The sequence below is a fragment of the Streptomyces sp. NPDC049970 genome, from assembly GCF_040660235.1.
Lineage (GTDB): Bacteria > Actinomycetota > Actinomycetes > Streptomycetales > Streptomycetaceae > Streptomyces.
The window spans coordinates 1-5,380 of sequence record NZ_JBFALP010000039.1; the positions used below are offsets into that span (position 1 = coordinate 1).

At 68.8% G+C, this 5,380-nt stretch carries 6 protein-coding genes and 1 pseudogene; 5 read left to right on the forward strand and 2 right to left on the reverse strand.

The features are described from left to right. Window positions 1-134 precede the first annotated feature (134 nt). Window positions 135-1,757: a penicillin-binding transpeptidase domain-containing protein gene (locus AB0I83_RS31185; protein WP_189427777.1), complete on the reverse strand. Its 1,623-nt coding sequence runs from the start codon at window positions 1,755-1,757 to the stop codon at window positions 135-137. Between the two features lie 253 nt (window positions 1,758-2,010). Here AB0I83_RS31185 and AB0I83_RS31190 point away from each other — a divergent pair. Then, window positions 2,011-2,264 (forward strand): annotated as a pseudogene (locus AB0I83_RS31190) (IS5/IS1182 family transposase); the annotation flags it as partial. A gap of 1 nt (window position 2,265) precedes the next feature. Here AB0I83_RS31190 and AB0I83_RS31195 read toward each other — a convergent pair. Beyond that, window positions 2,266-2,634 carry a MerR family transcriptional regulator gene (locus AB0I83_RS31195; RefSeq protein WP_125497918.1) on the reverse strand — a complete coding sequence of 123 codons (369 nt, stop codon included), beginning with the start codon at window positions 2,632-2,634 and terminating at the stop codon, window positions 2,266-2,268. Window positions 2,635-2,779: 145 nt separating this feature from the next. Between AB0I83_RS31195 and AB0I83_RS31200 the strand changes: the two genes are divergently transcribed. The 4 genes from AB0I83_RS31200 to AB0I83_RS31215 form a co-directional block, all read left to right on the forward strand. After that, a complete protein-coding gene (locus tag AB0I83_RS31200; protein WP_125497919.1) occupies window positions 2,780-3,115 on the forward strand; it encodes an EthD domain-containing protein in 336 nt (111 codons plus the stop codon). A gap of 400 nt (window positions 3,116-3,515) precedes the next feature. Beyond that, window positions 3,516-4,289 carry a transposase gene (locus AB0I83_RS31205; protein ID WP_251504934.1) on the forward strand — a complete coding sequence of 258 codons (774 nt, stop codon included), beginning with the start codon at window positions 3,516-3,518 and terminating at the stop codon, window positions 4,287-4,289. 67 nt (window positions 4,290-4,356) lie between these two features. Continuing rightward, window positions 4,357-5,001: an HAD family hydrolase gene (locus AB0I83_RS31210; RefSeq protein ID WP_356850157.1), complete on the forward strand. Its 645-nt coding sequence runs from the start codon at window positions 4,357-4,359 to the stop codon at window positions 4,999-5,001. Between the two features lie 106 nt (window positions 5,002-5,107). Next, window positions 5,108-5,380 (forward strand): VC0807 family protein (locus AB0I83_RS31215; RefSeq protein WP_363307028.1); only part of this gene is annotated, 273 nt, incomplete at its 3' end.

The following is a 5,380-nucleotide window of genomic DNA, read 5'->3' on the forward strand; positions in this document are numbered from 1 at the left end:
GCCGTTCGTGCCCCTCGCACCCGGCGACGGCACACCACCCTAAGGAGTCCGCGTCGCAGGTCAGGGCGGCGGCAGCCGCTTAGTAGCCAACCTGCGACAAACACCGTGCGGCACGGTGCGGGACCTTCGCGGGGTCAGCCGGCGGCGCGCAGCACCGCCGCCACGACCGGGCCCGCGGCGTCCCCGCCGTGGCCTCCGCTCTGCACCATGGCGGCGGCCGTCACGTCGTTGCGGTAGCCGGTGAACCAGCTGTTGGACACCGCCTGCCCGTCGACCTCGGCGGAACCGGTCTTGGCACCGATGTCGCCGCTGAGCCCGGACATCGCGGCGGCCGCGGTGCCGGAGGTGGCGGTGCGGTGCATCATCTGCCGCAGCTGGGCGACCGTGCCCGCCGACAGGCCCTGCGCCTGCGCCAGCTCACGGCCGTCGAGGCTCTGCGGCACGAGCACCGGCTGGCGGAACCGGCCCGTGATCGCGGTCGCCGTCACCGACGCCATGTTCAGCGGGCTCATCTGTACCTGGCCCTGCCCGATCAGGTTGGCGGCGGTGTCCGGGCCGCCGGACGCGGGCACCGACCCGTCGAACGACGGAATGCCGGTCTTCCAGTTGTCCCGGCCCAGCCCGAACCGGTCCTCGGCCTCCCGGGTCAGCAAGTCCACTGTCACCTCGTCCGCGTACTTCACGAACGCCGTGTTGCACGACCGCGCGAAACTGTCGGAGAGCGTGGCGTGCTCGTCCGGTGTCATACCGGTCAGATTGCGGAAGGTCTGGCTCTGCCACACCGCCGTCTCGGGACAGGGCGCCGGTCCGTTCGCCGTCGTGATGCCGTTGTCGATCAGCGTCGCGGCACTGATGATCTTCATGGTGGAACCGGGGGCCAGCCGCCCCAGGAACGCCGCGTTGAACGCGTCCTGCCGATGGTTGGCCACGGCCAGCACCTCACCGGTGGACGCCTGCACGGCCACCACCGACGACTCCGCGAACCGCTGCACCGCCGCTTCGGCCGCCGCCTGCGCACGCGCACTGATCGTGGTGCGCAACGTCCCCGGCCTGCCCTCGGTCAGTGTGACCAGCGGCGTGTCGGCGGCACCGGAGCCGGTGTGCCGGACACGCAGCTCCACGGCCGGTGAACCGCCTGCCTTGTCCCCGTACTTGGCCCGCAGCTCGTCCAGGATCGGCCCGAGCGACGGGTAGTCCTCCTTCGTCAGCACCACCCCGTCACGGTCGACCGCCTCGATCGGCGCGGCGTCCGACGGACCGGTGACCAGCGTGTCGCCCTTCTCCAGCCCCGGATACACCACCGACGGCTGCCAGTCGACCAGCGGCCGGTGCGTGCTGACCCCGCGCACCACGCTCAGCTGCGAGCGGTAGGACAGCGGCTTGCCGGTGCCGTCGTAGGACACGGTGGCCTTCACCGAGAACGGCACGGTGGTCCCCGAGGCCTTCCCCGGCGTGATCGCGACCTGCGAGATGTGCGCATCCGTCCCGTAGGCCGACAGCAACGCCTGCGCCTCGACCGGGTAGTTGGTGTAGGACGCCGCGGTCCGCGCGTCGCCCTTCTCCCAGGCCGCGAAGAACTTCCGGGTGGTCTCCTGCACCTCGTCCGCATCGGGCGGCCCGGTCCGCACGGGAGAGGCTCCGCCGGCGACCACGGATCCGTTCAGCGCCGAGACGACGCTGTACGCCCCGTACCCGGCCCCGCCCAGCAGGACGACGACCACCCCGCCGACGACAGCGGCCTTCACACCCTTGCGCACGACAGCGCTCCCTCCCCGTGCCGGCCCCACCGGCCGATGCGCACACGAGGCGAATACGCGTGCGATGACCGTGTGCGGTTGCACTGTAGGTGCAGGGCGGGGACGCAGGTGCGCAAAGTTCGCTGTTGTTCCCGGAAATTGGCCGAAGAGAGATCAATCGGTTCGGGTCGGATCGGCGCGTCGGACGGTGCGCGAGTCCGCCGGCGCCCTCGCGCCGGGTGTCCCGGGCCGCCCGGCCGGCACGCGATGCTCCGTCCTCGACACGCTGCTGCAACTGCTGCGCTTCGGCTGCTCCTGCCGGGCCATCGCTGACACGACCTGCGCGGCCGCCATGATCCGGAGTCGTCGCGACGAGCGGACACCATTCGGCGTCTTCACGCGGTTCAAGCGGATCGCGTTGGACTTTGGCGACCGGATCGTCGGCCTCGTCCTCGGCCGGACAACCGTCGACGGCTCCATCATCGAACTCCCGGAGGCGGCGAGCCGACAAGGCGTTCTCCGGTCGACCCTAGTCATCCGCCGTGTTCGCCAGATAGGCCCGGTTGACGTCGATCAGGCGGTCAAGTGCTTCTCTGGCGGCGATGAGGCCGTCAATGGTGGATGAAAGGCGGGTTCGCTCCCGATTCATCGCGGCCAGGGCCTGCCTGGCTCTGCTCATGTTTGGCTCCGTCATGCAGGGGACCATTTCCGCGATGGTTCTGCTGGACATGCCTGCGGCCAGGAATGTCTGAATCAGTGCCACCCGCTGGACGTGATCGTCGTCGTAGTACCGCTGGCCACTGGGGGATCTCGTGCTGACCAGCAAGCCCTGCTGCTCGTAGTAGCGCAGTGATCGACGGCTTACTCCGGTCCGGGCGGACAGTTCACCGATCCGCATGCCAACCCATCCGTGTGTATCGGGTCACAGCTACTTGCCCCTGACATCGATGTGAGCATTTAGGTTGACTCTACGGCTCGCGACCCGCAGCCAGGAAATCCGGTCGCCGGCGTCTCGCATCGGCGAGCACGAAAGGCAGAAGTCCGTGATCAAATTCGTTTTCATGATCAACCGTCTCGACGGGATGACCACCGAGGAATTCGTTGAGCATCACCGAAACCGCCACGCCCCGTTGTTCACCTCGATTCCGGAGGCGCGGCGGTACGTGAGGAAGTACACCGTCTCCCACCCGGTGCCCGCTGAAGGGTATCCGAGTCCTGCCTACGACGGCATCACTGAGATCTGGTTCGACAGCTGGGCGGATCACGACGCCTTCTTCACGTCCAAGAACTACACGGAGTTGGTGAACCCGGACGAGAGTACGTTCATCGATATGAAGTCGGTGGCGGTGATGGTCACTGAAGAAAAGGTTGTGATCTAGCCTGTCGTTCGGATCGTCCCGGCGTCGCGAGGGCTGGCACGCCCATCTGCCGCGTGTCGTCACGCGCAGACGCTCCGCGTCGACACCGTCCTCCGCCGTGCAGCCGCACGCACCAGAACCCGCGCGGGCCGTCCGGGAGGCACCGCACTTCGCGGCCGGCTGATCCGAGCGACAGGCCTCAGCCCTTCGGGCTGCGCGCTTTCTGTCGCGGGTGATGCGGCGGGTCATCAACGGGAGGGCAGGCACGGGCCGCCCCGGTGATCACAAGTGTCGCAGCTCCGTGATCACCAGGACCTGTGCTCGTCCGGGGCCGGGTACCACTGCCCTGCCTGCCCGCGGGTTGGCCGGCCCCTCTAGAGGTTGTCCCGTAACTGCTGGTCAGAGGTGAGATGATCTTGCTGTGGCTGGTGTGATCACGGCGTCGGAGCCCTCCTGGATAGGTCCGTTCACCGGGCTGAGCCCGCGGCAGTTCAACAAGCTGATCACCGCGCTGCGGCGTGAGGGGGCCGATCCGGTCCGCAAGGGCCGGCCGTGGTCGCTGCCGTTGGAGGACCGGGTGCTGCTGGTGGCCGCGTACTGGCGAACCAACCTCACCCTGCGTCAACTTGGCCCGCTGTTCGGCGTCTCGAAGTCGGCGGCCGACCGGATCGTCGCCCACCTCGGGCCGGCTCTCGCCCTCCAGCCCCGGCGGCGGTTCCGCAAGGAGACCGTGCTCATCGTGGACGGCACGCTGGTGCCCACCCGCGACCGGACCGTGGCCGCCTCCAGCAAGAACTACCGCTACTCCACCAACCACCAGGTCGTCATCGACGCCGACACCCGCCTCGTGGTCGCCGTCGGCAAGCCGCTGCCCGGCAACCTCAACGACTGCCGGGCCTGGCAGGAGTCCGGCGCGAAGGCCGCTGTCGGCACCACCCCCACGGTGATCGCCGACGGCGGGTACCGGGGCACCGGGCTGACCATCCCGCACTACCGCCGGCACAAGGACGAGGAACTGCCGGCCTGGAAGGAGGAGCACAACGCCTCCCACCGCAAGGTCCGGGCCCGCGTCGAGCACACCTTCGCCCGCATGAAGAGCTGGAAGATCCTCCGCGACTGCCGCCTCAAGGGCGACGGCGTCCACCACGCCATGCTCGGCATCGCCCGCCTGCACAACCTCACCCTCACCGGATGACAGGCAAACGAGCAGGTCAGCCTGCATACCTCAGATCATTTACGGGACACCCTCTAGGGTTGAGTCCGTGCGCTACGACCTCGTGATATTCGACAACGACGGTGTCCTCGTCGACAGCGAGCCCATCTCCAACCGGCTGCTCGCCGCCTACCTCACCGAGCTGGGGCACCCCACCTCGTACGAGGACTCCATCCGCGACTACATGGGGTCCGCACTGCACCGGGTCCACGACCTCGTGCTCGAGCGCACCGGGAAGCGTCTCCCGGACGACTTCGACGACGTCTTCCACGCCCGTGTGTTCGCCGCGTTCCAGCGGGAACTGAAACCCGTGCCCGGCGTCGAGGCCGTCCTGGAGAAGCTGGCGGCGGACGGGACGCCGTACTGTGTCGCGTCCTCGGGCAGTCATGAGCGCATCCGGGTCGGGCACCGGACCACGGGCCTCGACCGGTGGTTCGACGACACCCGGATCTTCAGCGCCCAGGACGTGGGCCGGGGCAAGCCGGCGCCCGACCTCTTCCTGCACGCGGCACGGCAGATGGGCGTGGCCCCCGAGCGGTGCGTCGTCGTGGAGGACTCACCGCTGGGCGTGCGGGCGGGCGTGGCGGCCGGGATGGACGTGCTCGCCTTCACCGCCATGACACCCGCGGCCCGCCTCACCGGCGCGCGTCACTTCTTCTCACAGATGCACGAGCTGCCCGGCCTGCTGGCCTGACAGCACGTCATGACGGGCCGCACGACGGGCGTATTGACATTTGTCATGCGGTACTCCGGACGATCGTTTCTACTGCGGGACCCCTCTCGGGCGCGACCCTGAGAGCATGACGACGAACAGGAAGCGCGGAAACCTCGTCCCTCTGCTGGTGGACGTCGCGGTGCCGGTCGGCGGGTACTACCTGCTGAAGGACGCCGTCGGGTTGAGCACGCTCGCCGCCCTCGGCTGGAGCAGTGCGGTGCCGGCCCTGCGGATCGTGTGGAGCGCGGTGCGGGAGCGCACCCTCAACGCGCTCGCCGCGCTCATCCTCTTCGTGAACGTGGTCGGGGTGCTGCTCAGCACGGTCACCGGGGACCCGCGGCTGATGCTCGCCAAGGAC

What these genes read in the sequence shown, in the direction of transcription:
- AB0I83_RS31195 (WP_125497918.1), bottom strand. Translation starts at nt 2,634, where the DNA reads ATGCGGATCGGTGAACTGTCCGCCCGGACCGGAGTAAGCCGTCGATCA.